The sequence below is a fragment of the Bacillus pumilus genome, from assembly GCF_038738535.1.
Classification (GTDB): domain Bacteria; phylum Bacillota; class Bacilli; order Bacillales; family Bacillaceae; genus Bacillus.
In genome coordinates this window covers 1,576,573-1,602,438 of record NZ_CP046128.1, presented here as the reverse complement: position 1 = coordinate 1,602,438, position 25,866 = coordinate 1,576,573, and the positions used below count along the sequence as shown (strand labels likewise).

The window sequence follows — 25,866 nt, the reverse complement described above, 5'->3', positions numbered from 1 at the left end:
TTGTCATGGAGAGACGAATTATACACGTTTTTTAACAGTACCAGCCGCCATTAACGGATAAAATTTGACCTGTCATATAACTTGACTGCTTTGAGGCGAGAAACCAAATGACATTTGCAATCTCCTCAGGTGATGCAAGCCGGCCAAGCGGGATTTCTTCCTCAAGCATTGCAATATCTTCTTGTGTGAAGCTTTTCATCATGTCTGTACGGACAGCACCTGGCGAAACAGCATTTGCTCTAATTCCACTTGGGGCAAGCTCTTTTGCCAGACCTTTAATAAACGCATTTTGCGCTCCCTTCACCATGCTGTACAGCACTTCACACGATGCACCTGTTTCTCCCCATATCGAGCTTACTACAACAATATGACCTGCTTTTTTTTGAATCATGGCTGGCAATAGGTGTTGGGTGAGCTCATATGGACTTGTGACATGCAGCTGCACCATACTGGCTAATACATCTTTTTCTGTATCTGTCACTAATCCGACATGACTTTTACCGCTATTTAATACAAGAATATCTGGGGATACAGGCAGACGGCTGACGAGCTCATCTGCTCCGCCCATTTTAGCTAAATCCGCTTGAACGACGTGCGTCTGAATATGACATGTTTCTTCCAGCTGAGCGGCAAGCTGCACGGCTGCCTGTTCATTTTTGTGATAATGGAGCATCACGTGGCAGCCTTTTTGGGCAAGCTTTTTGGCTGCAGCCTGCCCAATCCCGCCACTGGCACCTGTTATCAGCGCCCAACGACTCATCACATGGATTCCTACTTTCTATTTGAAATATCTATTCTTTTCGTTTAAATGGGAACCAGTTAGCTGATCCGAACAATTTCACCATCACAGGTACGAACAATGGTAGCACAACAAGTGCGTACAGCAAAAGTCCTGTTAGAACAAGTGTTGCAATCTGCAGGAGAGACAGCACTCCTGAAGGAAGCATTGCTGCAAAGGTTCCTGCCAAAATAACAGCAGCAGACATAATGACAGAGCCCATATTCTTCATTGATTCGGTCATAGCAAACTGAATGTCTTTTGTTTTGTATTCATTGAACCGCTCCATTAAGAAAATCGAATAATCGACTCCGAGCGCCATTAATATGACAAATCCAAAGAATGGAACAGCCCAGTTAATGCCCGGGTATCCGAAGAAATGGGTGAAAATAAATTCTGTCATCCCGATAGCTGTAAAGTAAGTCAAAATAAGTGAACCTACCAAGTACAGCGGCATAACAAGCGAACGGAACAGGATCACCAGGATGAGGAAAATACCGATCATCATGTAAAGAACCGTCTTATTGAAATCTTGGTCTGACAGCTGTTTTAAATCAGCGTTCATACTTGATACACCTGAAACGCCGAATGATGCATCTTTTAGGTTCGTTTCAGGAAGTGCCCGCTCGACAGAAGCTTCTACTTGTTTGATCGTCGACAAGGCTTCATTGCCATATGGATTTTTTTCTAAAATGACATCAATTTTTGTCATCTTGCGGTCATCCGACATGTATGAATCAAATACTTGCTTGAATGCTTTATTTTTCAGCACGTCTTTTGGGATAAACCAGCCGGCCATGTCTTGATCTGGTGCATTTTTCAGTTCGTCTAAGTAGTCACCTGCACCCATTAACCCGCTTGAAATTTTCTCCAGTCCACTTGCGCTTTTGTTCAGCCCATCTGTCAGCTTGGTCAGGTCATCACCAAAGCCGCCAATCTTTTCTTTCATTTGTTTTTGACCATCAATCACTTTGCCAGCTCCATTTGCAAGCTTCGGCATATTATCAGCTAACTGTCCTTGACCTTTAGACGTTTGATCAAGTCCAGTTTCAATTGCGTCTAAGCCAGCAATGAGCTCATCGATTTGACTCGTCAAGACTTTCTGCTGCTCTGAAGCTTTTGCGATAAAGGCATCCGCTGCTTCAAGCTGTTTTTTGGCTTCTTTTGCTTGTTTGGCATAGCTGTCTGCCTGTTTCGCCCCTTCTTGCAAGGTCGTAGAAAGTTCATTATATGAAGCTTTGATGGCTTGATACGATTGATTTTCTTTTACCTGCGGAATTTGTTTTTCGAGTGTACTAAATTGTTTATTTGCTTGTGTGATTAATGCTTTTACATCCGCTGCGGCAGAGGATGACGTATCAACTTGCGCTAATGCTGCCTTTAATTCTTTGGAAATGCTTTTATACAGCGACACTTGCTGATTCACTTGTGCGACTTGAGCCGTTAATTCCTTTTTCGCACTTTTAATTTTTTCTTTAATCTCTGCTACACCGTTTTTGTTTTGATCGATTCCGCTTTGCAGTTTTCTTAACATTTTCTCGACATTTTGAATGCCTGTTTGTACTGATTCAGTGCCAGAAATCAGCTGGTTAATGCCTTTTCCAGATGATTTGATCTGCGGCGTTTGATCTTCAATAGATTTACTCATTGTCGTCAGTGCATCTTGGATTTTTTTCAAGCCTTCATTGCTTTTATCAAGTCCGGTATTCAGCTCTTTGGCTTGTGATTTCACGTACAGATCACTCAGCCCTTTACCGACAGGACGTGTCGCACTTCTCACTTTACTTACGCCATCTGTTTGTTCAATTGCACGGCTGAGCTTTTCAACGGCAATCAATCCTTTATTGTTGTCTAACAAATCAGCTGATTTCACGACAATCGTTGCCGGCAGTGCTTCTCCTGGCCCAAATTTGTCAGAAATGGTATTGAATGCATTGACTGATTCGTATTTATTACCGATTTCATCTAAGCTGTTATACGAAAGCGTTCCTTTATACATGAGAATGGGCGGAAGCGTAATGATTCCTACGATTAATAAACTAAAAAGTGGTTTCTTAAAGGAAAAGCGTCCTGCTGTTTCCCACATTTTTGACTGCGGATGAGCAATATCACCTTTAATCGGCCAAAATAACACTTTTCCTAAAACCGCCATAAAGAACGGAACAATCGTGAGAAGCGCCACAATCAGCACAGCGACACCAACTGCTACTGCAACAGCTGATTTATAGAGCTGGAATTGCGCCAGGCCTATACAGGTAAAACCGATCAGCACAGCAATTCCGCTGAATAAAACGGTCTTTCCTGCTGTTTTATACGTAATCAGAATCGCCTCAATTTTATCTTTACCGTGTGCGATCTCTTCTTTAAAGCGGCTGAGAAGCAGAATGCAGTAGTCCGTTCCTATTCCAAACATGATCGCGACCATGAAGATTTGGGTAAAGGTCGAGAGCGGGAAGTCGAGATATTTGACTAAATAAGCCACGATGGATTGACTCACCAAGTAAGACAGAGCTACTGCGACTAACGGAACGAAAGGCGCCACAGCTGATCTAAAGACAAGGACAAGGACGATGAGAATAAACCCAATCGTAATGAACTCTGTTTTCTTCAGACCTTCTTGCGAGCTTGTGATCACATCATCATCAATTAATGGCTGTCCTGTCATTTCAAATGTCAGATTTAAGCTCTTCAGCTTTTCATTGACTTTTTCTTTAAAATCAGAAGCTTTGATTTTGTTTGAGTCATATGTAACTGGAACAAGAAGCGTTGTTTCATCTTTAGAGAGCATTTGTTTTTTGATATCTTTATTGGCTTCAAAATAAGAAGTGATGTCCTCTACATGAAGATCTTGATCTTTTTCTATAATCTCCATTGCCTTTTTTAAAGATGTTTCTCTTTCTTTTACGATGTTCTTTTCTTGAAAGACAATGACGATTGATTTTTCTGTATCGCCGTTTTCAGACATTTTCTTTAATAACTGATCCGCATATGAGGACGGATAGCCGTCTGGTACAGAAATTTGCCCTTTTTCTTTTGTTAATTGCGCCATATTAGGAGCGGTGATGAGTAACACTGCCGCTAATACGATCCATAGAATCGTGATCAGCCATCTACCCTTTATGATTGCTCTCATTAGTACTTTGTGCCTCCTCTTCGATGATCACTTGATAGATCTTTTCATATGTTTGAATAAATGATTCCATTTCTTTTTCTTCCAGCTTTTCAAAATAAGATCGAACTAGATCCTGAAGCTGCTTTTCCATTCGGCTGACCACGTCTTTGCCCTCTGGCGTGACGTATAGGTGAACATTTCTTCGATCGGCTTGATCGTGCTCACGGACAATATAGTTTTTCGTAAAAAGACGATTTGTCATGGAGGTTACAGCACTTTTGTTCACATTACATACATTTGCAAGGTCAGTTGATGTACATCCAGGATGTAAATTGATGTATCGAAGCGAGTAATACTGATCAAGCGTCAGCTCTTTATCAAGCTTTTCCGTGATCATACTCGATACCTTTTTTTCCATCATGAGATAGACGTCTGCATATCTCTGAATGAGCTGTGCAATTTTATTTTGTTCCATACGCTGCTCCTTTTTAGTTTAAGTGTTTAACTATTAAAGAGTTTAACTAACGAACAAATTGATTGTCAATGAAAATCCTCACTAATAACATGCTTTTATCAATTAGACATAAAAAAGACAAACTCATTTGATCTGAGTTTGTCTTTTTTTATTTATTTTGTTTTCGGGACGACTTTGAAAACGGACATCCGTTCTTCATCAATTTCTTCCTCTAAAATTTGCTGAATGTCGGCTAATTGGATTTGTTCCAGCATGGTCACGACATCAAATAAGCTCATGTCTAAAAATGCATATCGAGTGAATTGGTTCGCAATGTATTCGGGAGAGTTCATGGCTTTTAAAAAGCTGCCGATTTTCTTCTTGCGCGCTAGCTCAATTTTTTCTTCTGACATCAGGTTCTTTGCTTGAAGAAGGGTTTCTTTTAATTCTTTTGCCAGTTGATCAGGATCATTTGTATCTCCGCCAACGGACGTGAAGCCAAAGCCGCCTTCTTCCGTATAATCGTAGCTGAAGGTCTCATCAATTAAGCCTTTTTCATACATTTGTTCATATTGTAAGGAGCTTTTACCAAACAGCGTCTCTAAAATGAGATTCATCCCGAGCTCATGTTTTAGCAGCTGATTTCCTTTTTTATGAGGATTCTTTGTTTTCAACCCGAACATACATTTCGAGCCTTGTACGTTCATAGGAAGTTCGTATTCTTTTCGGTACACACCTTCAGGCTCATTGATGTCTTTTCGTTTGATCTCTGGCTGGTCTGTAAATGGCTTTTTCGCCTGATTCGCTCTGACTTGATCTAATATTTGCTTTGGATCAACGGGACCGACAACAAATAGAAGCATATTGCTCGGGTGATAGAACGTTTCATAGCATTCATACAAATGATCTTTTGTAATCGGAGCAATACTTTCTACTGTTCCAGCAATATCAATTCTCACGGGATGCTCTTGATATAGATTTTCAATCAGACCGAAGAATAAACGCCAGTCCGGATTGTCATCATACATGTTAATCTCTTGGCCAATGATGCCTTTTTCTTTTTCGACCGTTTTTTCAGTAAAATAAGGCTCTTGAACAAAATCAATGAGTGTCTCAAGGTTTTGTTCGACATTTGAGGTACTTGAGAATAAGTAAGCTGTTCTCGTAAACGTTGTAAAAGCGTTTGCGGATGCTCCTTGCTTACTAAATGTATGAAATACGTCTCCATCTTCTTTTTCAAACAGTTTATGCTCTAAGAAATGGGCAATTCCGTCAGGCACTCGAATCATGTCTTCTTTGCCAAGCGGCACAAATTCGTTATCGACAGAGCCATATTTGGTTGTAAAGGTCGCATAGGTTTTGTTAAACCCTTGCTTTGGCAGCACATAGACGTCAAGTCCGCTCTCCATTTTTTCGTGATAGACCGTTTCTTGCAGCTGGTCGAATTGAATTGTTTTCACTGTCATGAAGCACCCTCCGTTCCTTTAAGAAAATAGGTCGTATCCCATTCGATTTTCTGACCCACTTTGATGATGTCCTCTTTTGTCACTCGGTCTAATGCTTCTAAAAAGGAATCAAGGGTTTCCCCTGTTGGCACAACGGCATGCTGATACAAATATTCTGCTGTCCCATAAGATGTATCAATCGTTTCAAGCAGCTGATTTTTGACGACAGCCTTTGTTTGGTCAATCGCTTCATCTGAAAAATCACCTTTTTGCATTGCTTCAAATTGTTCTTTAATGATGTCTACTGCCTGCCGGTAGTTGCCGACTTCAATTCCTGACATGACCATCATCAAGCCTTTAAAGCTCTCAAGTCTAGACACAGCGTAGTACGCAAGACTTGCTTTTTCCCGAACATTGATGAATAGCTTCGAATGCGAGAAGCCGCCAAATATGCCATTAAACAAATGCAGCGCCGGATAATCTTCATCTGCAATCGTCGTATGCGTGCGAAAGCCGATATTCAGCTTGCCTTGCTTCACGTCCTCTTCATCAATGACTTCTTTTGCTTCTTTTTGCGTTCTTGTTGAGTCAGCGTGTTGTTTGACCGGTTCTCTATCACTTGTTTTGAAGTATTGAGAGACCATTCGGCTGATGTCTTGTTCGTCAACATCTCCCACAACATAAAGATCAAGCTGATTTGATTGAAGCGCATGCTCATAAGCTTCAAAAAGCGAGTGAGCTGTGATCGTTTCGATATCTTCCATTTCTCCATTGACGTGCAGTGCATATGGTTCACCTTTGCACATTTCCTGCACAAGCCTTAAGTTCGAGTAACGCATTTTATCATCATACACTGCTTGAATTCGCTGTTTTAAAGTACGTTTTTCTTGATCTACATATAATTGACTAAACGCTCCATCTTCAACATACGGATGGAATAGTAGATCAGATAGTAAAGCAATTCCTTTTTCTAGTAAAGGGGTTTGATCCTTTAAATATTTTTCATTCGCCATTTCCAGGCGGAAGGTAATGATGTGATTTTCCCCTTTTTTCGCCATGTCTGCCGAAACAGTTGCACCATAAAGCTCATCAAAATAAGCACGCAATTCTCCCGTTTTCGGCATTTTCTCTGTTCCTCTTAACAGCACATGCGGGAAAAGTGAACGCATGGTGACATCATCTTTCGATAGAGGCGCAAGCATTTTAAAAAGAATTGTGACCGTTTTAAATTTTTCTGTTTTGACAATATGAGTATGAAGACCAGGTGTGTCTAGTGTCTTCTCTTGTAAGTACGTCATGAGAAACCTCCTTTGTTCATCCTATTTATTATGTATTAGAACATAGCTGATATATACGTGAAACAGCCATTTAATAGACATTATATCAATCAGAGGAAAGGATAGGAAATAAAAACGCCTCTGCTATAAGCAGAGACGCCGGTGTTATTTCATTCTAAAAGGCCACCAATTCCATTTACCGAAAATACGAACCATGACCGGGATAAAGAGCGGCAATACAACAAAAGCATATAATAAAAGTCCAATGAGTATGACCGTTGCAATCTCAATAAGTGATAATACACCAGACGGCAGCATGGCGGCGAAGGTCCCCGCTAATATCGCGACTGCTGAAATAATGACGGAACCCATATTTCTCATCGCTGATATCATTGATGCTTGCACATGCTCTCCCTTCCATTCATTAAAGCGATCCATCAGAAAGATCGAATAATCAATGCCAAGGGTGACAAGAATGACAAAGCTGAAAAATGGGACAGCCCAGCTGACACCGTCGTAGCCAAAAAAGGTTTTAAAGATCCATTCAGTTAAACCGATGGATGTAAAATACGTTAAAATAAGTGAAAGTGTTAAGTATATCGGCATGACGATTGACCGTAATAATATAATTAAAATGATAAAGATGCCAATTAACATGAAAATGACCGTTCGAATAAAGTCACCGTCAGATGTTTCTTTTAAATCTACATTTAAACTTGAGATACCAGACACACCGTAATTTACATTCTTTAACCCGCTGACAGGTAAATATTGATCAAGGGTGTCCTCAATTTTCGCAACGCCTTTCATCGCTTCATTGCTGTATGGATTCACATTTAATATGACTTCAAAGGTTGTTAATTTACGATCTGGAGACATATACGTATGAAAGATTTGTTTAAATTCATGACGTTTCAGCACGTCTTCTGGAATAAACCAGCCCGTTATTTCTTCATCTGGCGCTTGCTGAAGCTGCTTTAAGTAGCCGTCCGCCTCTGTGAAGCCGCTTTTGACCTGCTCGAGCCCTTCAATACTTTCATCTAAACCATCTGTTAACAATGTGAGTTTTGATGAAAGCTGGTTAAATCCTTTTTTGATGGCTTTTTGGCCGTCTGTCAGCTGATCTGCTCCATCTTCAATTTTAGGCATTTCTTTGATCAATTGTTTTTGTCCTTCATTTGTTTGTTCAAGACCGTCATAAATTTGATCGAGCCCGTCCATGAGTGCTTGCACTTGGCGTTTTACGTCTTTTTGCTTGCTTGATAAGGTTTGAATTACTTGATCTGCTTTTTTGATCTTTTGTTTAAAGTGAGAGGCTTCCTCTTCATACACACTCATTTGGTCCCCTGCTTGATCAAGCATTCCTTTTGTGTCTTTGAATACTTTCTTGATTTCTTTATATTCATCCATATCTTTTACTTCTGGAAGCCGTTTTTCAAGTGCTTCAAACGATACATTTTCATAGGATTTTTTTACTTTTTTAATGGTGGTCATCAGCTGCTGATTCGATTTCGCATGACGTTCCAGCGTACTCACCATTCGCTTAAGCTCTTGAATCATCACTTCACTGCTGCGATATTCTTGCTCTAATTCCTTTTTTGCTTCTTTGATTTTACTTCGGATGGTCCCGACGCCATCTTTACTGCGCCTTACCCCATCTTCTAAAGAGATCAAGGACTCCCTTACTTCTCCAATTCCGCTTTTGATCGCTTTTGTTCCATCAATCAGCTGGTCAATGCCTTTAGCGGATTCTTGAATTTTTGGTTTTTGTTTAAGAAGGGCAAGATTTGTTTCGGTCAGGCCATCTGAAATTTTCCCGATTCCTTCGTGGCCTTTGCCAAGTTCTCCTCCCAGCTCTTTTGCTTGAGAGGTGACGTAAAGCTGACTTAGCCCGTCTCCAACAGGCCTAGTGACACTGCGGACTGTTTTTACTTCGTCAATGTCATTTAATTTACGGGTCAGTTTTTCAATCATGACAATCTTTTCTTGGTTATCTAACTTATTGTCACTTTCAACAAGTACATTCAGGGGCAGCGCTTCCCCAAAGCCAAATTGCTCTGATATCGTATTAAATGCAGACACTGATTCATACTTTGTCCCAATCTCATTTAAGCTGTTATAAGAAAGAGTTCCGTCGTACATCAAAATAGGAGGCACAGTAATTAGTGCAACTAAACCTAAACTGATCAGCGGCCTTTTAAATGAAAAACGCCCAGCCCATTCCCACATTTTACTTTGCGGGTGGCGAATGTTTTCTCTTTTAGATGGCCAAAAAAGGGATTGTCCGAAAACAGACATAAAAAAGGGAACGATGGTGACTAGGGCAATCAGCAGTATGCCAACTCCAACAGCAACACTAACAGCTGATTGATACAATTGAAATTTGGCAAACCCAATGCTTGAGAAGCCGACTAACACGGCTAAGCCACTGAAAAAGACCGTTTTCCCTGCACATTTATATGTGATGATAATCGACTCTTTGACATCACGACCTTGACCGATCTCTTCTTTAAAACGGCTTAACAGCAAAATACAATAATCTGTTCCTATACCGAACATAATAGCTACCATAAAAATCTGAGTAAAATTAGATAGAGGAAATTGCATATATTCTACTAGAAAAGCCACAATACACCGGCTGACGGCATAAGAAATGCCGATCGTAATGAGCGGAACAACAGGTGCCAAAATCGATCTGAAAACAATGATTAAAATAAAGAAAATAAAAATCATCGTAATAAGTTCAGTTTTCTTCAGACCTTGTTGAGAGCTTTTAATGACATCTGAATCCACAAATTTTTGACCCGTCATTTCATATGAGACATGATAGGGCTTTAAAACTTCCTCAATTTGTTCTTTAATCTTCACAGCTTTTGTTTCGTAGTGGTCGAATTTGAATGGAACAAGAAGTGTACTTTTATCCTTTGATAAAAGTTGTTTTTGAATGTCCGGATCTACATGAAAATACGAAGTAATTCCGTCAATGTGGAGGTCTGGGGCATGAGTCATGAGTGCAGATAAAGCCTTTTTTAATTCCTGCTCTTTCTCAGGGAACAGATGTTGTTCGGAGAATACAATGACACCCGTATCTTTTTTCCCGTTATGATCTGATAGCTTATCCAATAAGTGAAGTGCCTCAGCTGTTGGTGTCCCCTCCGGAACCTTTAATTGCCCTTTTTCTCTTGTTAATTCCTCTAAATTAGGCGCAGTAATAAACAGAATCACAGCTGTTATCATCCACACCACTAATACAATCCATCTTGCTTTAATTATTTGCAACATAGCTGCTTCAAGCTCCTTCTAGTTCATCAATCAATTTGCTGTATTTGAGCGTGTCTGAAGTGCTGACTGCGTCTCCTTCAACGTGCTAATGGCAGGATGACCTATTCAATTGTCTTTTCGTGTTGAAGAAACACATATTCATCATCAGCACGCGAGCTCAATTTCTGCCTGAAGAAAGACAGAAAATGAATGTTTTTGAACACCTCCTATTTGGGATAATTTAAAAGATATTACTATACATTAGTTTAACTATCAAAATTTTACATGTCAATTTATAAAAAAGAAAAAAGATGGCAAAATACCGTCTTTTTTCTAGATTAAACCGTTTTTAATTGTTCACTTTCATCCTTTTCATCTGGCTGGATGAAGAAGAGGACCAAAAATAGTGAAATAAGACTGCAAATGGTCGAGAGAATAAAAACGATGGAGTCCCCTTTATCCATGAGATAGGCGTAAATCGGAGGTCCTAAAGCGACACCGATAAAACGCATACTGCTGTAAAATGACGTAATGGTTCCGCACTGCTCTTTTTCGATTCCTTCTGTGATCAGGGCATCAAGTGCAGGCAGTACAATACCGATGCCAACACCGCCAATGCTTAAACAGATAAACAATACGTAAAAGCTGTGATTCCACCATAAAAACATATAGGAAAGTGATAACAAGGCCATGCCTACGATTATAAAGATTCTCATTTTCCCTTTTTCTTTTCCAATCGTTTTCCCAGCAATGTATGAACTGATGGATAGAAAAAGGAGCGGGATACTAAGCAGGAGCCCTTTTTTGACACCCTTAATTTGATAAGCTGCCTCAAGGTTATCAGATAAGTAAAAAAGCACACCAAAAAGAAGAAACATAATAAAACCGCCAATTGCAAAAATGGCATAAAGCCAGCGTCCCTCATGTTTAAAAATGGTCTTTGTTGATTTTAAAAATTCTTTGAATGTAGGCGGGTCCTCCTCTTTTTTCGCGGACTCTACCATGAACAGTACCATGAGAAAGCTGATGATTGAAAAGAACGGAATAAACCAAAACGGCACAAACCAAAACCATGAAGCTAGAAGCGCCCCAATAATCGGGCTTAATACCTTTCCAGCTGTGTTAGAGGTTTCGATGGCGCCAAGTCCCGCACTTACTTCTTCATCATCATGAAACAAATCTCCTATAAACGGCATCACGACAGGTGCTGCCCCGGCTGAGCCAACACCTTGAAGGACCCTTCCAAATAGAATCCACATGTAGGGTTCTTTCATGATCGTTGAGGCAACTGCTGCCACAGCCCCACCAAGACCTGCGATTAACAGACACGGCAGGAGTACCTTTTTACGCCCGATTCGGTCCGATAAATAGCCGGCGATTGGAATACATAAGATCGCTACAACAGAGTATACCGTAATAATGAGGGAGACTTGAAAGGAAGTGATGGAGAGTGTCTTTTCTATCTCTGGCAATACAGGTATTAACATCGAGTTCCCAAGTGTCATGATTAGAGGCACTGATGATAATGCAATAATATTCTTTTTACTGACTGTTTTCTCGCCCAACATCATTCACCCAATTCTATATACTGTTACGTATTAGTGTGGCAAGTTTTACGGGTATTATGTATGGGCAAACAAAAAGCAACCGCTTATGGAAGCGACTGCTTGTTAAAATCGTTTACGTATCACATGAAAGCTGAATTTATCCGCTCGAAAATAATTAAGCGAGTATAAGACCGGCTGATCATCCTGATCATAGTGCATTTGTTTCAGTAATAATAATGCTGTTTCAGGGTCACATTCGAGTATCGGTGAAACCTGATCGTGGTAGCCGATTGGTTCGATGTCAGCAACTGCATATTTAATCCCGCTGTGTGGTTCTCTTCCAAACAGCTCAAAAAGAGACTCTTCTTCATGTGTAAAAGAAGCGGGAAGATGCTTGACCGGAATTTTATCTAAACAATATACCACTGGCTGTCCATCTGCCGTTCGAACGCGTTCCATTGAAAAAATCTCATCAGATTCATCACACTGAAAACGAATCACATCATTCTCTGTTGGCTCCCCTTCTTGCGAGGATAAAAAGATGGTACCAGGCGTCATATTGACCTGCTCGATCATTTTCGTGACACTTGCCAGCTGTTCTATGCCTGTTGAAAAGAGTGGTCTTGTGTTGACGAACGTTCCCACACCATGCCTTCTAATTAAATACTTCTCTTCTTCTAATACACGAAGGGCTTCACGCAGTGTCGCTCTGCTCACGCCTAAAAGCTTTGAGAGCTCAAACTCAGAAGGCAGCTTTTCTTTTTCTGCATATACGCCTGTTTGTATATCTTCTTTAATACGGTCAATCACTTTCAAATATAAATGGCGATTGTCTGTTTTGGTCGACATGTTTTCCCTCCGTCTAATCAATGCAAATGATAAGATGAGAAATCTCTATTCCGAGATAAGTTGAACACAACTATATCATGTTTTTGCAAATAAATAAATAGTCTGACTTCCAGTTAACATAATCATACTATCGTTTACTTCTTTTTTAGGAAAACTCTCTTCGATTTATGAAGAGAGCTCGTCATATTGTTCTTTTGAGAGCAGGACTTCTCTCGGTTTACTTCCTTCATAAGGGCCGACAACGCCCCGCTCTTCCATTGCGTCAATCAGGCGGGCCGCTCGGGTATAGCCGATGCGGAATCTTCTTTGAAGCATAGAGACAGAAGCCGTCTGCATGCCGATGATGAGTTCCACTGCTTCATCATATAAATCGTCATCCACAGCTGTAAGCTGATCCTGCGTTTCTTCAGTTGGAATCATTTCTTCTTGATATTGTGCTTTTTGCTGGGTGATCACATGATCAACGACATGCTCCACTTCTTCATCTGATAAAAAGGCGCCTTGCACACGAACCGGTTTGTTTGCACCTACCGGTAGAAACAGCATATCCCCTCTGCCCAGCAGTTTTTCTGCGCCACCCATATCAAGGATCGTCCTTGAATCTGTTTGCGAGGACACGCTAAAGGCGATGCGGGATGGGATGTTGGCTTTAATGACACCTGTAATGACATCGACAGAAGGTCTTTGTGTAGCAATAATTAAATGAATCCCGGCAGCACGAGCCATTTGCGAAAGTCTTGTAATGGAATCTTCTACATCAGAAGAAGCGACCATCATTAAATCTGCAAGCTCGTCTACAATGACGACAATATAAGGAAGTTCTGGCTGTTTGGCCTCTTCTGATTGATTCATTCGTTTAATGTAATCATTGTATCCTTCAATATTTCTTGTCCCCGTATGAGAAAATAATTCATAGCGGCGCTCCATTTCGCTGACTACTTTTTTAAGTGCCTGTGAGGCTTTCTTAGGGTCCGTTACAACCGGAGCGAGCAGATGCGGAATGCCATTATACACATTTAGTTCAACCATTTTCGGATCAATCATCATCATTTTCACTTCATGAGGTTTCGCTCTCATGAGAATACTTGTGATAATACCATTGATGCACACACTTTTTCCGCTTCCAGTCGAGCCTGCTACAAGTAAATGCGGCATTTTGTTCATTTCAGCCAGCACAGCTTCACCAGAAATATTTCGGCCCAGTCCAATCAGCAGCTTGGCGTTTGGACGGTCATTTTGCTTTGATTCTAATACCTCTTTTAAAGAAACCATCGCGATTTCTGCATTAGGAACCTCAATACCGATGGCTGATTTACCAGGAATCGGCGCCTCAATCCGAATGTCTTTTGCTGCAAGAGCAAGGGCTAAGTCATCACTTAGATTGACGATCTTACTTACCTTCACGCCGACATCTGGATAGACTTCATATTTTGTAACGGCCGGTCCTAAGTGAACCTGTGTAACTTTTGCTTTAACACCAAAGCTTTGGAACGTTTTTTCAAGCTTTCTTGCATTTTCGTATATATTTTTCTTGTCTGTTTGCTGCCCTGAATGCTGGGGCTCTGCCAAAATATCAAGTGACGGCAATTCGTAATCTTTGTTTTCAAGTTCAGTAAATGTCATCGGCGGCGCCTCTTTTGGTTCATCGGCTGTATCTGATGGAACTGGTGCACTTTGCACAGACTCTTGAAGAGGCTCTGTCTCTTTTGCCGTCTGCTCTTTTTGAACGAGCGGGGTGAGAATGTCATCTCTATCAGCAAAGCTTGAGATGATTGGCTGGCTATTGTCTGAAACCGGCGTTTCCTCTTCGATCAAGATCTGATCATCATCGTCCTCTTCCTGAATACGAGACCGTTTTTTCTTTTCACCTGTTTTCTGAGAGGGCGCGCTCTTTTTCGCCTGCCTGATTCCTTTCATATCTTCAACAAACGCTTTCCACTGCTTCACCATAAATTGTGAGACAGGGAGCGACACTTTTTTCACCATTTCTTGAAGAGATCGATTTGTAATCAGCACAATTCCAATCAGCATCAGAACGATTGCCATAATTTGAGATCCTGCTTGCGCAAATAAGAAATATGAAGCAGCAAATAATACGGCACCGATCATGCCGCCTCCTAAATCAGGTGACCCAGTCTCACCTTTCATATCCATTAAGAAAAGCTCAAATGTATTTCTTATCACACTTTGAGAGCCTATTGCGCCCGCAGATGAAAGGTGCTGAAAGAGCTTCACATGAGACAAAAGCAAGATACTCGCAATGATGCAGTATAGCCCTGCTTTTCTCCTTGTCAAAATATCTGGGATTTGTTTTTTCCAGAAGATGGTCACGCCAAAAAGAAATAATCCGATAAGGCAGAGAATGAACCATTCACCTGCAAAGAATCGGAATAAATGTACGAAGGTTTGTCCAACGACGCCTAGCTGTAAAATGGCAATGATCGCTATGGCAATACAGACTAACCCATTTAATTCATATTTCAGTTTTAGCTGTTTATTTTGTTTTTTTCTCGTTTTCCGTTTTCTCTTTTTAGCCATACTCATCACCTTACTACGAAAGAAAATATAACCTACCGAAAAGATCAGAAAGAAAGCAGCCTGGTTTTGGCTGCATCTTGTTGTAAGTTTTCCCTTTATTATAGCATAGAATCATTCATATGAGTCGTTTTGATTGGTGCCTAATTGTAACTTCAATCGCTTGCCTGGTGCAAGCTCTTGATTCAGAAAGTCCATTGGATTGGTGCTCATGACTTGAACAATTTCTGCTTCATCCTCTTTCATTTCAACCATAACTGGCACGCCTTGGATGTTTACCTGCTGAAGTTTGCGGTCTCCTTGTTCCTCCGCGTAAATGGCTTCATATGGCATAGGTGTATATAAAATCATTGGATCAGCCCCTCGTTTTGAGATGCCCTGTCTCCAATCAGTTCGTTCAACTTTTTAATCGCTTGTCCTACGCCGCCTACTTCATTCATGAGTCCGTATTCTGCTGCCTCATGACCAACAACATTTGTTCCAATGTCTCTTGTCAAATTGCCTTTTGAGAACATGAGCTCTTTAAACTTCTCTTCTGTAATATTGGAGTGGCTTGTTACAAAGTTAATGACTCTTTCCTGCATTTTATCTAAGTATTCAAAGGTTTGCGGGACACCAATCACTAGACCAGTTAAACGCACAGGATGAATGGTCATCGTGGCTGTTTCTGCAATATAGGAATAGTCACACGATACAGCAATCGGGACACCAATAGAGTGGCCGCCGCCAAGTACAATCGATACAGTCGGTTTCGATAAAGATGCAAGCATTTCTGCAATCGCTAGTCCCGCTTCAACATCGCCGCCTACTGTATTTAAGATGATCAAAAGACCTTCAATTTTCGGGTTTTGTTCAACTGCGACGATTTGCGGAATGACATGTTCGTATTTGGTTGTTTTATTTTGTGGCGGAAGCTGCATGTGGCCTTCAATTTGTCCAATAATGGTGAGGCAATGTATATTTGTATCTTGCGGCAGCTGTGGTATGGCTGTTTCACCAAGCTGCTGTATTTTGCTCATAATGCTGTCTTTTTCTTCTGGCTTTCGCTCAGGCTGCTGTTCATTCTTTTCGTCCATTTGTCTCCATCCTTTCCTCAAACTCTCCTTCTATTATGAACAAGAAGGCCGTATTCAATCCGCATTCCTAGTGCCACATCAAAAAAGCCCAAAGAGCTTATGCTCCTTGGGCTTTCACATCACACTTCCATAATAATTGGAATGATCATCGGCTTACGTTTTGTTTTTTCATATAGGAATTGATTGAGTACATCGCGCATGGATTGTTTCAATGTTGACCATTCAACAATTGAGTTTTCCGTTTGCTCTTTGACAATTCCTTTGACCATTTCTGTCGCTTTTACAATCAGCTCTTCGGATTCTCTGACATACACAAATCCTCTTGTGATGATTTCAGGTCCAGAAATTAATTGTTTCTTTTGTTTATCAAGCGTAATAACGACAATTAAGATACCATCTTGAGACAATAGGCGTCTATCGCGTAGCACAATGTTCCCGATATCACCAACGCCAAGACCATCGATCAAAATATTGCCTTGGTGAACTTTTTCACCGATTTTTACGTTCTGTCCTCTAAACTCTACAACATCCCCTTTATCAATCAAGAAAATGTCACTTCGTTTCATTCCCACTTCTTCAGCAATACGAGAATGTGCTTTTTGCATACGATATTCGCCATTCACCGGAATTAAATACTTTGGCTTTAGTAAGTTCAGCATCAGCTTTAACTCTTCTTGGCAGCCATGTCCAGAGACATGCACACGTTTTTGCGCAAAAATGACTTGTGCGCCGCTTCTTGTGAGGAAATCCACTGTTTTTGAATATGTGAGTTCTTGTCCTGGAAGAGGTGTAGATGCAATCACAACAGTGTCATCTTTTTCAATATGAAGCTGTTTGTGATTTTGTTTTGCCATTTTTGTTAAAGCAGCAAGAGGCTCTCCGTGGCTTCCAGCTGTCAGGATGACCACATCGTTTTTCGCCATTTTCTTCACTTCTTGAACTGGTACAAATAATTCTTCGTCTGCTGTGACATAACCAAGTTTGATCGCCAGCTGAAGAGTCGTCATCATATTCTTCCCTGCTACGGCAAGCTTACGGCCATTTTGATTCGCTGCATTAATGATCTGCTGCACGCGGTTAATGTTAGATGAAGATACAGCGACAATTACTCGATTTTCAGCATTGTACATCGCATTTGAGATTTCGTCTTGGACGAGCGCCTCAGAAGGTGTATAACCTGGTTTTTCAGCATTCGCACTGTCTGAAAGAAGTGCTAAAACGCCATTGTTTCCAATTTTCGCAATCTCTCCGATGTCACAGGCTTGGTTAAGCGCTGGGGTTTGATCAAATTTAAAATCACCTGTGCATACGATTGAACCAAGAGAGGTTTTAAAGCTGATCCCAACTGAATCAGGGATGCTGTGATTCGTTCTAAAGAATGATACCTTTGTTGTTTCAAACGTAATGACTGATTTTGCATGTACCTCACGCAAGTCAGCTTTTTGATTGAAGCCATACTGCTTTAATTTTTCTCGAAGTAACGCAAGGGTCAGCTTCGTTCCGTAAACTGGTACAGACAATTTGCTTAAGCAATGGAATACGCCTCCGATTGCTTCATCATGTCCGTGGGTAAGAAAAATTGCTTTCACCCGATCAGCACGTTCTGTTAAATAAGAGATATCAGGAATAACGACGTCAATGCCTAGCATTTCGTTTTCTGGATGCATCAAGCCTGCATCTACCACATAAATGTCAGAATCAATTTCAATGACATATAGGTTTTTCCCGATTTCTCCAACGCCTCCCAGTGCAATAATTCTTACGTTCTCTGTATTTTTCTTTTTCAAAATTCTTATCCTCCTAGTCTCAAGCCCGTCCATCATCGCTTAATGCTATTATAACTGAATCTAATTTTAGAAAACAAGATGAAGTCACATTTTAAGAAAGTGTTTATGTATAAAAAACGGTCATACTCAGGGACATCTGAGAATGACCGCTTACGAAATTTTTTGTTTTGATCAGCTGTTTAAGACGCTGCTTAAATCCAGTCTCTCTTCTTCTGACAAAGGTAAAAGCGGAAGACGAACCGATCCGACATCTAGTCCTTTTAGCTGAAGAGCTGTTTTGACAGGCGTTGGATTTGGCGCTGTGAAAAGCTGTTTCATGATTGGGAGCAGCTTTTGATGGATCAATGCGGCATTGGCCGTTTGACCTGAAGCATAGCTTTTCAGCATTTGCTGCATATCAAGTCCTACGATATGAGACGCCACAGAGACAACTCCTTTTGCACCAACAGATACAGCTGGAAGTGTTAAGCTGTCGTCACCTGAATATACATCGAAATCTTCTGGTGTCTCTGCAATGATTTTTGTCATGGCATCAAGATCACCGCTTGCTTCTTTGATCGCGACAATGTTAGGTATTTGCGCAAGTTTAATGGTTGTTTCTGGGGCTAATGACGCAACCGTTCTCCCTGGTACATTGTAAAGCATGACAGGAAGAGATGTAGACTCGGCAATGGCTTTAAAGTGTGCATACATGCCTTCCTGTGATGGCTTGTTGTAGTAAGGTACGACAAGCATCACTGCATCAACGCCCGCTTCTTCTGCTTTTTTCGTTAGTTTGATAGACGCATTTGTATTATTACTGCCTGTTCCTGCAATGATTTTACAACGACCATTTGCTAATTTCACCGATTGCTGAAAAAGAGCGACTTTTTCTTCAGTCGATAAAGTTGGCGATTCGCCTGTTGTCCCTGCAACGACTAAAGAGTCACTGCCGTTTTTTAATAAGTAATCAATGAGAATTGATAGCTTTTGGAAATCAATGTTGCCCTTTTTATCAAAAGGTGTAATCATAGCTGTTGCGATATTTCCGAAATTCATTTTTTTCACCTCATCATGATTCAATCACATTTATCTTGAAAGTTCAAACACTTCGTGCAGGGCATTGACAGCCGCTCTCATGTTTTCTTCGTTCACTAGCACCCAAATGGTCGTATGGCTGTCAGCCGATTGTAAAATCGGAATGTTTTGCTCGGATAGAGCCGATACAATTTTAGATGTGACACCTGGTACACCCATGATGCCTGCGCCAACAGCTGATACTTTTGCACAATTTGTTGTCACAATTGGCGTATAGCCAAGATCTTTTAGAATTGACGTTGCCTTTTCAGTCATTGCACCTGTCACTGTATACACAATCTCACTCGGTGTAATGTTGAAGAAGTCGACACTGATTTGTGCGTTAGCCATAGCCTTGAAGACCTCTGTTTGGACGCTGTACTGCCCTTCTTTTGCCGGGACCTTGATTTGCGTCACATCATTGACATGTGCAATACCCGTAATGAGGCGGTCGTACACATCATGGCTCATTTTATCTGAGTAGTGTGACGTGACGAGTGTGCCCTCATCATCAGAGTATGTTGAACGGACCCTCATTGGTACTTTTGCTTGCATCGCAATTTCGACAGCTCTCGGGTGAATGACTTTCGCCCCTTGATATGCAAGGTTGCAAATTTCCGTATATGTCACGACTCTGAGCGGCTTTGCATTTTCAACAATGCGGGGATCTGCTGTCATGACGCCTTCTACATCTGTAAAAATATCAATGAAGTCTGCCTGTAATGCAGCACCTAAAGCAGCTGCGGACGTATCACTGCCGCCTCGTCCGATTGTGGTCACGTCCCCATTTTTCGCAGCTCCTTGGAACCCAGCAACAACGACAACATCATGTTCAGACAGTGCCGCCTCGAGACGTTCACACTTCATATCAATAATTTTCGCACTCGTATGCTCCTTATCTGTCACAAAGCCCGCCTGTGCGCCTGTCATTGCTACAGCCTTTAGCCCGTTTTCATTCAGCATACTTGAAAACACAACAGCTGAAATATTCTCTCCGCAGGAAACGAGCAAGTCTTTTTCTCGATTTGTCATATGCTGCGCGCTGCCGTAAAGCAGACCAAGCAGCGTATCTGTCGCATAAGGGTCGCCTTTTCGTCCCATTGCGGAAACGACGACAACCGACTTATAGCCTTTCTCTTTTGCCGATAAGATATGTGCAAGTGCCCTTTTTCTACCTTGATCATCTTTGACAGATGTACCGCCAAATTTTTGGACAATTATTTTCACTGTTTTCACTCCAAGTTCATTCTGACGTAACAGAAGAGAGCAGGCGAAAGATGCCTAACTCTCTTCTGTTCGTCCTCATCATCCATTGAATGTTAAACTAATTTTAATGCTTTTAAGCTTTCTGCAATTTGAACTGAGTTCCATGCAGCGCCTTTTAGCAGGTTATCAGATACAATCCACATATGGAACCCGTTTGGACGGTCCAAATCTTTCCGAATGCGGCCGACAAATACGTCGTTTTTTCCAACAGCATCTGCAGGCATTGGATAAATTTGCTGAGACGGATCATCTTGCAGTGTAATGCCTGGTGCATCTTTAAGAATTGACTTAATGTCGTCAACTGTTGCGTCATTTGATTCTAGTTCGACGTAGACAGATTCTGAATGTCCTGTTTCAATTGGAAGTCTCACACATGTTGCCGCTACTTCTAGCTCTGGCATATGCATGATTTTTTTCGTTTCGTTGATCATTTTCATTTCTTCAAATGTATAGCCATTGTCTTGGAATTTATCAATTTGCGGAATCGCATTAAATGCAATTTGATAAGGCATGACTTCCGGCTTTACATCTTCTTTATTTAAAATGGCTTGTGATTGGCTGTATAGTTCGTCAATGGCTTCATGTCCTGCACCTGATACGGCTTGGTAAGTGGACACGATGACTTTTTTCATGCCATACGCCTGACGAAGCGGTTCTAATGCCGCTACCATTTGAATCGTTGAACAGTTAGGGTTTGCAATGATTCCTTGATGGTCATGCAAGTCTTTTTCGTTTACCTCTGGTACGACAAGAGGGATGTTTTCGTCCATACGAAAAGCACTTGTGTTGTCTACAACAATCGCACCTCGTTTGACTGCTTCAGGAGCTAGCGCCTTGGAAACATTTCCTCCAGCACTGAATAATGCAATGTTCACTCCTTCAAAGCTTTCAGGTGTTGCTTCCTGAACGGTATACTCTTGACCTCTGAATGTCACTTTTGTTCCAGCAGAACGTTTTGAGGATAGTAGAGTCAGTGTATCCATTTCAAAATCTCTGTCAGCTAGTGTTTTTAACATTTGTTGACCGACAGCTCCAGTCGCTCCAACTACAGCTACATGCAATCCTCTTCCCATCAGTAAAACTCCTTCCGACCCATCCATGATTCTTTTCTTTCGGATGGCCATCCTATGACTTTTTACATTTTATTTTACCATAGAAAAGCAAGGCTTGAAGCATCTTTTTTGAATCTTTCATGATTTTCTAGTGAATCTATTATTCGTTTGCTCCAATTAAAATCGGCTGAATTTGTCTATGCTGGAGCGCCTCTTCTACTGTTTGAGAAAGCAAATCCATGTTTGCGACCATGGAGGTCGGTTTTTTAAATGGATCATCTTGGCCAAATGGAATAAAGAAAATATTCTTTGTCGACATCAGCCTCATCAGATTTGTACCATTTAAGCCTAGCGCATCATTTGTTGAAATTCCTAAAACGACAGGACGATGATTTCGAATGGTTGCTTTTGCAGCCATTAAAACAGGGCTGTCTGTCAGGGCATTTGCGAATTTCGCCATCGAGTTCCCTGTTAATGGAGCAATGACCATACAATCAAGTGGCAGCTTAGGTCCGAGCGGCTCTGCTTTAACGATTGAGTCAATCGCCTTAAAGCCAGTCAGCTTCTCAATCCGCTCAATCCAGTCAGCCCCATCTCCGAATCTTGTATTCGTACTCTGGACCGTATATGACACCACTGGACGCACTTCTGCTCCTTCTTTTACAAGTGCTTCGATTTGCGGATAAACAGCTTCGTACGTACAGTGGGAACCAGTTAAGCCAAAGCCGATTCTTTTCCCTTTTAATGTTGTCATGATTCCATCCCCCTTTTTTCCTCTGCAAGTTCACATAAGAGCCCAGAAAGCACTTTTGCAATGATTTGCCCTGCTGTCTTTGGTGCAACAATACCCGGGAGTCCTGGTGCAAGAAGCGCCTTCACTCCGTGTTTTTGTGCAAAGTCAAAGTCTGTTCCTCCTGGGCGGGAGGCGATATCCAAAATGAGTGTCTTTGGTGTCATGCTGACGATGACAGATGAATCTAATACAAGGCTTGGAATGGTATTGATGATGATATCTACATCCGTTACTTCTTCTTTTAACCGGTCCATTGAAAATGGATCAATTCCCATTTCAAAGGCCCGCGCTAAATGAGCTGTATCTGCTGCCCCTACTTTTACGTCCGCACCGAGTGCCCGAAATGTGCGGGCAATGGTGAGTCCTGTTCTTCCGAGCCCGAGAACAGCAACACGTGATCCATGAATCGTATAATCCGTTTGCTGAATGGCCATCATGATAATCCCTTCAACTGTTGGAATAGAGTTATATATGGCAATATCATCTCGCTCAAACAGCTTCACAAGTTTTCGGTTCACCTGCTTTGCCAGATTGTCTAAGTACGTATTAGAAATACCTGAGTACAAGGTACAATGGGCAGGGGTTCTTTCTAAATATGTTGCTTCCAGCAAAACCTGCTCATTTGAGAAAACTGTCGCAACAACACCTTCATCCGTTGCCCCTGATACTGGCAGGATCATACTGTCTACCTGTTCGAATGGAAGTTCTGACATTTTCAGCTTTTCAGCACCGATAAATCCGTGATCCAGCTGATCAAATCCAACCAAAAACACTTTGGCATGCTGCTGTGACAGCTTGCGAATAATTTCAAGCTGCCTTGCATCTCCCCCGATCACCGCAACCGTTAAACCGCTCAACATACTGACCGTTCACCTTCTTTATTTAAAAAAGTCTGTAATATTTTCTGAATCTCCCTTCTAGCATATGAGGAGAGGATTCAGCCTGTGAACAAATCGGAGAGAGAAAAGAAAAAGAGCACCCATTTATGATGGATGCTCTTTTTCTCCGGGTGGCTGAAGTGCTTCAGGCACATCGAGAATGATCATATCTGATCCTATTTTTTGAATGTGATTCCACGGGACGCGGATGTCATTTCCTTGCTTTCGAAAGCCAAACCACTTCACCGAAGGTATGATGAGTGCTGTTATTTGACCGTCCTGTTCATTGATTTCAAGGTCGGTTTGTCCAAGCACGCCAAGCCGCTCCGCTCTTTTGATATCGACGATCTCTTTTCCTGACAGCTCACTTAGCCTCAAAATCGCATCACTTCCCTTCCGTATCATATATGCAGCCACAAGAAGAAATAGACCGTCCCGCTTTTTCAAGTTATGAATGATGCCAATTTGAATACCAAGCTGGTTTCAGTAGATGAAAGCGATCATGGTCTGCCAGCATTCTCTCCACTCGGTTCACCATATCTTTTACATGTTCAGGGTCATAAGAAAGCGTCCATACAATAGAAGAAAAGCAGCTCATTGCTGTATAGATGGAAAAAAGAAGCCAAAAATCGTCTGTAGCCTGCGTACTTACATAGTGATCCAGTTGTCCTGCTGAAAACGGAACACTGCTTTCTCGACTAAATAAGGACAATTTATAAAAGTCATGAACCGGGTCACCCCAGTCAGATTGATCAAAATCAATCACGCCGGCATACTCACCTCCTTGAATGATGATATTCCCTAAATGAAAATCATCATGCTGGAACTGGTTCGGTCTCGCCTTTACCGCATCAACATGTGATTTGATAAAATCTAATACGAATTGATCTTGAGCAAAAGTTACTCCACTTGATTGATAGGTATGTACATACCGTTCATGTTTCGCCATGACTCTCTCATCCCATGGCGCGACATGAGAAGGTGCGTGACATGTATGCATGAAACTCAGCTCTCTGCCTGCCCGCCTTCCGATTTCATACTGCTCTTCATTTGTGAGCAGATGGATGGATGCTCTAGCATTCTCTCCTTCAATCAAGGAGAAAATACGATAGGTACAGTTAAATTCAGCACTCATTCCAATCTCCATCACTTCAGAACATAGAAGCCCTCGATCTTTTAACTTTCGCTGAACTGACGCTTTTCTTTTAAAGCTGGAATACGTTTTGAGGTTTGATAGCTTGAGCACTAGCTTTTCACTAGAGGATGTTGTGACGAGATAAGTACGGTTTCCTGAAAAGCCAGATGTCATCGGCTGAAAGGAGATGGCTTGTGTCAGAAGCGGAGAGAGGCGTTTCAGTTTTTCATGTTCCATGAAAGCAGTGCTCCTTTCTTCTTTATATACAATAAAACGGCAGACCTCTTAGAAGCCTGCCGTGTTGTTTACATTATGATGGCTGATCACCCGTCGGACTAATAAGCGAGAGCGCATAATCTTCTGTAAAGATTCGTTTTGATAAGTTATTCACGCCGTCTAATGTGACGTGGTTGATTTCGTCAATAATTTCATCGAGTGTACGATGTTTGCCAAGGAGCAGTTCATTTTTACCGTTTCGGCTCATCTTGCTGTTTGTGCTTTCAAGGCTGAGCATGAGGTTCCCTTTCATTTGCTCCTTAGAGTTTTCAAGCTCTTTTTGCGTGATTCCCTCACGTTTTAAGACGTCTAATGTTTGTAAGATGGTTTCAGAGAGCAGGTTTAACTGCTTCGCTCCAGTCCCGCCATAAATCGTCAGCATGCCGTTATCTGCAAATGAACTGTGATAGCTGAAAACGGAATAAGCGAGTCCTTTGTCTTCTCTTACATCCTGGAACAAGCGGCTGCTCATGCTTCCGCCAAGAACATTGTTTAAGACGATTAAGTCATAGATGCCTTTATCTCCAGCTGGGAGGCCATTAAAGCCCATGCATAGATGCGCTTGCTCTGTTTCCTTTTTGCGTGTGAGCTTGTCATAGTGAAATTGCGGCGCTTCTAAAGGCTGTTTTTTCCCTTTCGTTTCATATGAACCGAACAATTTTTCAACCTCGCGAATAAAGGTGTCATCCACATTCCCTGCAACAGAGATGACGACGCGGTCCGGCGTGTAGAATTCATCCATATAAGCTCTAAGAGAGTCACCGTTAAAAGTAGAAAGTGTTTCTTCTGTTCCTAAAATCGGGAACCCTAAAGAATGATCACCATAAATCGCTTTGCTCAACAGATCATGAACGATATCATCAGGTGTATCCTCATACATTTTGATTTCTTCATAGACTACATTTTTTTCTTTTTTCAGCTCTTCTTCATCAAAAGCGGAGTGGAAGAACATGTCGCTTAATACATCGAGGGCGTAGCCAGCATGTGAATCAAGCACCTTTGCATAGTAGCAAGTGTATTCTTTTGACGTAAAGGCATTCACTTGACCACCAATGCGGTCAAAGGATTCTGCGATATCACGTGCAGATCTCGTCTTTGTCCCTTTAAAGAACATATGCTCCAGAAAGTGTGAGATTCCATTAATTTCTGGTGTCTCATGTCTAGAACCAGTTCCAATCCAGACGCCAATTGCGACAGATCTTACAGTGGGATTGTTTTCAAGTACAATTCTTACTCCGTTTTGGCATGTATACGTTTTGACCAAGTTTTGCTCCTCCTATTCAACAAAC

At 41.5% G+C, this 25,866-nt stretch carries 20 protein-coding genes; all 20 read right to left on the bottom strand.

All coding sequences use genetic code 11. The features are described from left to right. Positions 1–31 precede the first annotated feature (31 nt). The 20 genes from ymfI to GKC25_RS07805 all read right to left on the bottom strand — a co-directional run bounded on the left by ymfI (position 32) and on the right by GKC25_RS07805 (position 25,841). A complete protein-coding gene (gene ymfI, locus GKC25_RS07900) occupies positions 32–760 on the bottom strand; it encodes an elongation factor P 5-aminopentanone reductase (protein ID WP_034662220.1) in 729 nt (242 codons plus the stop codon). 31 nt (positions 761–791) lie between these two features. Then, positions 792–3,911, bottom strand: coding sequence for an MMPL family transporter (locus GKC25_RS07895; protein WP_187704510.1), 3,120 nt, complete (start codon positions 3,909–3,911; stop codon positions 792–794). Next, on the bottom strand, positions 3,889–4,365 hold the full coding sequence (locus GKC25_RS07890) for a MarR family winged helix-turn-helix transcriptional regulator (RefSeq protein ID WP_012010014.1): 477 nt from the start codon (positions 4,363–4,365) through the stop codon (positions 3,889–3,891). The genes GKC25_RS07895 and GKC25_RS07890 overlap by 23 nt, the downstream gene beginning before the upstream one ends. Before the next feature lie 152 nt (positions 4,366–4,517). Next, entirely contained in the window at positions 4,518–5,810 is a 1,293-nt protein-coding gene (gene yfmH, locus GKC25_RS07885; RefSeq protein ID WP_095285186.1) for an EF-P 5-aminopentanol modification-associated protein YfmH, read from the bottom strand. Next, positions 5,807–7,087, bottom strand: coding sequence for an EF-P 5-aminopentanol modification-associated protein YfmF (gene yfmF, locus GKC25_RS07880; RefSeq protein WP_187704509.1), 1,281 nt, complete (start codon positions 7,085–7,087; stop codon positions 5,807–5,809). The genes yfmH and yfmF overlap by 4 nt, the downstream gene beginning before the upstream one ends. 144 nt (positions 7,088–7,231) lie before the next feature. After that, positions 7,232–10,348, bottom strand: coding sequence for an MMPL family transporter (locus GKC25_RS07875; RefSeq protein ID WP_095285184.1), 3,117 nt, complete (start codon positions 10,346–10,348; stop codon positions 7,232–7,234). 317 nt (positions 10,349–10,665) lie between these two features. Then, positions 10,666–11,895, bottom strand: coding sequence for an MFS transporter (locus GKC25_RS07870; RefSeq protein ID WP_223249876.1), 1,230 nt, complete (start codon positions 11,893–11,895; stop codon positions 10,666–10,668). 102 nt (positions 11,896–11,997) lie between these two features. Then, a complete protein-coding gene (locus GKC25_RS07865; protein ID WP_034662237.1) occupies positions 11,998–12,723 on the bottom strand; it encodes a GntR family transcriptional regulator in 726 nt (241 codons plus the stop codon). A gap of 165 nt (positions 12,724–12,888) precedes the next feature. Then, the gene (locus tag GKC25_RS07860) at positions 12,889–15,261 is read right to left on the bottom strand and encodes an FtsK/SpoIIIE family DNA translocase (protein ID WP_034662241.1); all 2,373 of its coding nucleotides are present in this window, start codon (positions 15,259–15,261) and stop codon (positions 12,889–12,891) included. Positions 15,262–15,372: 111 nt separating this feature from the next. Beyond that, complete coding sequence (locus GKC25_RS07855) at positions 15,373–15,609, bottom strand: YlzJ-like family protein (RefSeq protein ID WP_034662246.1); 237 nt, start codon at positions 15,607–15,609, stop codon at positions 15,373–15,375. Continuing rightward, positions 15,606–16,334 carry a ClpP family protease gene (locus GKC25_RS07850; protein ID WP_034662249.1) on the bottom strand — a complete coding sequence of 243 codons (729 nt, stop codon included), beginning with the start codon at positions 16,332–16,334 and terminating at the stop codon, positions 15,606–15,608. Before GKC25_RS07850 ends, GKC25_RS07855 begins: the two co-directional genes overlap by 4 nt. Before the next feature lie 119 nt (positions 16,335–16,453). Then, a complete protein-coding gene (gene rnjB / locus GKC25_RS07845; protein WP_066030894.1) occupies positions 16,454–18,121 on the bottom strand; it encodes a ribonuclease J2 in 1,668 nt (555 codons plus the stop codon). 171 nt (positions 18,122–18,292) lie between these two features. Further along, positions 18,293–19,159: a 4-hydroxy-tetrahydrodipicolinate synthase gene (gene dapA, locus GKC25_RS07840; protein WP_044142095.1), complete on the bottom strand. Its 867-nt coding sequence runs from the start codon at positions 19,157–19,159 to the stop codon at positions 18,293–18,295. A 30-nt stretch (positions 19,160–19,189) separates the two neighbouring features. Beyond that, a complete protein-coding gene (gene dapG, locus GKC25_RS07835; RefSeq protein WP_034662253.1) occupies positions 19,190–20,404 on the bottom strand; it encodes an aspartate kinase in 1,215 nt (404 codons plus the stop codon). 92 nt (positions 20,405–20,496) lie between these two features. Continuing rightward, entirely contained in the window at positions 20,497–21,516 is a 1,020-nt protein-coding gene (asd, locus tag GKC25_RS07830; protein WP_034662256.1) for an aspartate-semialdehyde dehydrogenase, read from the bottom strand. 139 nt (positions 21,517–21,655) lie between these two features. Beyond that, positions 21,656–22,249 (bottom strand): dipicolinate synthase subunit B, encoded by a 594-nt coding sequence (dpaB, locus tag GKC25_RS07825; RefSeq protein WP_034662258.1) that lies wholly within the window; start codon positions 22,247–22,249, stop codon positions 21,656–21,658. Continuing rightward, on the bottom strand, positions 22,246–23,148 hold the full coding sequence (dpaA, locus tag GKC25_RS07820; RefSeq protein ID WP_034662261.1) for a dipicolinic acid synthetase subunit A: 903 nt from the start codon (positions 23,146–23,148) through the stop codon (positions 22,246–22,248). The genes dpaB and dpaA overlap by 4 nt, the downstream gene beginning before the upstream one ends. A gap of 123 nt (positions 23,149–23,271) precedes the next feature. Continuing rightward, positions 23,272–23,544, bottom strand: a complete 273-nt coding sequence (locus tag GKC25_RS07815) for a YlmC/YmxH family sporulation protein (RefSeq protein ID WP_012010001.1) — start codon at positions 23,542–23,544, stop codon at positions 23,272–23,274. A 70-nt stretch (positions 23,545–23,614) separates the two neighbouring features. Next, positions 23,615–24,538 carry an aminoglycoside phosphotransferase family protein gene (locus tag GKC25_RS07810; RefSeq protein ID WP_106037759.1) on the bottom strand — a complete coding sequence of 308 codons (924 nt, stop codon included), beginning with the start codon at positions 24,536–24,538 and terminating at the stop codon, positions 23,615–23,617. Positions 24,539–24,611: 73 nt separating this feature from the next. Continuing rightward, positions 24,612–25,841, bottom strand: coding sequence for a M16 family metallopeptidase (locus tag GKC25_RS07805; protein ID WP_034662267.1), 1,230 nt, complete (start codon positions 25,839–25,841; stop codon positions 24,612–24,614). Between the last annotated feature and the right edge of the window lie 25 nt (positions 25,842–25,866).

What these genes read in the sequence shown, in the direction of transcription:
- GKC25_RS07870 (WP_223249876.1), bottom strand. Translation starts at nt 11,895, where the DNA reads ATGTTGGGCGAGAAAACAGTCAGTAAAAAGAATATTATTGCATTATCA.
- dpaB (WP_034662258.1), bottom strand. Translation starts at nt 22,249, where the DNA reads ATGACAACATTAAAAGGGAAAAGAATCGGCTTTGGCTTAACTGGTTCC.
- GKC25_RS07860 (WP_034662241.1), bottom strand. Translation starts at nt 15,261, where the DNA reads ATGGCTAAAAAGAGAAAACGGAAAACGAGAAAAAAACAAAATAAACAG.
- GKC25_RS07895 (WP_187704510.1), bottom strand. Translation starts at nt 3,911, where the DNA reads ATGAGAGCAATCATAAAGGGTAGATGGCTGATCACGATTCTATGGATC.
- GKC25_RS07855 (WP_034662246.1), bottom strand. Translation starts at nt 15,609, where the DNA reads ATGATTTTATATACACCTATGCCATATGAAGCCATTTACGCGGAGGAA.
- GKC25_RS07810 (WP_106037759.1), bottom strand. Translation starts at nt 24,538, where the DNA reads ATGGAACATGAAAAACTGAAACGCCTCTCTCCGCTTCTGACACAAGCC.
- yfmF (WP_187704509.1), bottom strand. Translation starts at nt 7,087, where the DNA reads ATGACGTACTTACAAGAGAAGACACTAGACACACCTGGTCTTCATACT.
- GKC25_RS07850 (WP_034662249.1), bottom strand. Translation starts at nt 16,334, where the DNA reads ATGGACGAAAAGAATGAACAGCAGCCTGAGCGAAAGCCAGAAGAAAAA.
- asd (WP_034662256.1), bottom strand. Translation starts at nt 21,516, where the DNA reads ATGGGAAGAGGATTGCATGTAGCTGTAGTTGGAGCGACTGGAGCTGTC.
- GKC25_RS07890 (WP_012010014.1), bottom strand. Translation starts at nt 4,365, where the DNA reads ATGGAACAAAATAAAATTGCACAGCTCATTCAGAGATATGCAGACGTC.
- dpaA (WP_034662261.1), bottom strand. Translation starts at nt 23,148, where the DNA reads ATGTTGAGCGGTTTAACGGTTGCGGTGATCGGGGGAGATGCAAGGCAG.
- ymfI (WP_034662220.1), bottom strand. Translation starts at nt 760, where the DNA reads ATGAGTCGTTGGGCGCTGATAACAGGTGCCAGTGGCGGGATTGGGCAG.
- dapA (WP_044142095.1), bottom strand. Translation starts at nt 19,159, where the DNA reads ATGAATTTCGGAAATATCGCAACAGCTATGATTACACCTTTTGATAAA.
- yfmH (WP_095285186.1), bottom strand. Translation starts at nt 5,810, where the DNA reads ATGACAGTGAAAACAATTCAATTCGACCAGCTGCAAGAAACGGTCTAT.
- GKC25_RS07875 (WP_095285184.1), bottom strand. Translation starts at nt 10,348, where the DNA reads ATGTTGCAAATAATTAAAGCAAGATGGATTGTATTAGTGGTGTGGATG.
- GKC25_RS07865 (WP_034662237.1), bottom strand. Translation starts at nt 12,723, where the DNA reads ATGTCGACCAAAACAGACAATCGCCATTTATATTTGAAAGTGATTGAC.